Raw genomic sequence first — 1,224 nt, forward strand, 5'->3', positions numbered from 1 at the left:
CCAATTACCACAACTTGTTTGGTTATGTAGAAAGCGTGACCTACAAAGGATCTGTATTTACCGATTTTAGCTTGATTCGTTCAGGCTCTGTCCACAGGGCAAACGGTGGTTATTTACTTATTGATGCTGCGAAAGTGCTTGAGCAACCCTTTGTATGGGATGGCTTGAAACGCGCTTTACGTTCGCGTTCTCTGCAAGTGAATTCTTTGGAGCGCGAAGTTACTTTATCGGGGACTATCTCTCTTGATCCAGAAGCAATGCCTTTAGACCTGAAGGTCATTTTACTGGGTGATAGAGAGACTTATTTACTGCTTCAGCATTATGATCCTGAGTTCACAGAGCTCTTCAAAGTCGCTGCTGACTTTGAGAACGAAATGCCTAGAACGCNAAGCTCTGAATCTCATTATGCGCAGTTCATTTCAAGTTTGGTTCACGAGAAGTCTTTTCTGCATTGTGATCGCAAAGCGATCGCTCGAGTGATTGAACATAGTTCACGACAAGCAGAAGACCAAAGTAAGCTTTCTCTGCACGCGTCGGATATCGCCAACTTGTTGCGTGAAAGTAATTACTGGGCCCAAGAACAAAGCTCGAACATGATTCGTTGTGCTCATGTAGAGAGGGCTTTAGAAAGTAACTTAATGCGTAACAGTCGTATCAAAGATCAAATGTTTCACACCCTAAGCAATGGTTCCACTTTGCTAAGTGTCGAAGGGGCTGTGATCGGACAAATCAATGCGCTCTCAGTTTTGAGTACAGGTGGAGCCGAGTTCGGTATGCCGAATAGGGTGACTGCGAATTGCTACTTTGGTGATGGCGATATCATTGATATTGAGCACAATGCGCGTCTAGGCGGAAATATTCACACGAAAGGTGTGATGATTCTTTCATCTTATCTTTCGACTTTGTTTGCGAAGTATAAGCCGATGCCTTTGTCTGCAAGTATTGCCTTTGAGCAGTCTTATGGAGAAGTTGATGGTGATAGCGCATCGTTGGCTGAATTATGCGCGTTAGTTTCTTCGTTAGGTGAACGGCCAATTAAGCAAAATTTTGCTGTAACCGGCTCGGTGAATCAATTTGGTGAGGTTCAGCCAGTTGGCGGTGTGAACGAGAAGATTGAAGGCTTCTTTGATGCATGTGAGATTCTTGGTTTGACGGGAGAGCAAGCTGTTATCTTGCCCTCTACTAACCAGATCAATTTGATGTTGAGTAAAAAAGTTCGCGATG

At 44.1% G+C, this 1,224-nt stretch carries 1 protein-coding gene; it reads left to right on the forward strand.

Features of this window, described 5'->3' with window-relative positions:
* The coding region (locus A3762_RS16345; RefSeq protein ID WP_156493519.1) for a Lon protease family protein at positions 1 to 1,224 on the forward strand (1,224 nt) is incomplete at both ends.

It is taken from the genome of Oleiphilus sp. HI0125, from assembly GCF_001635355.1.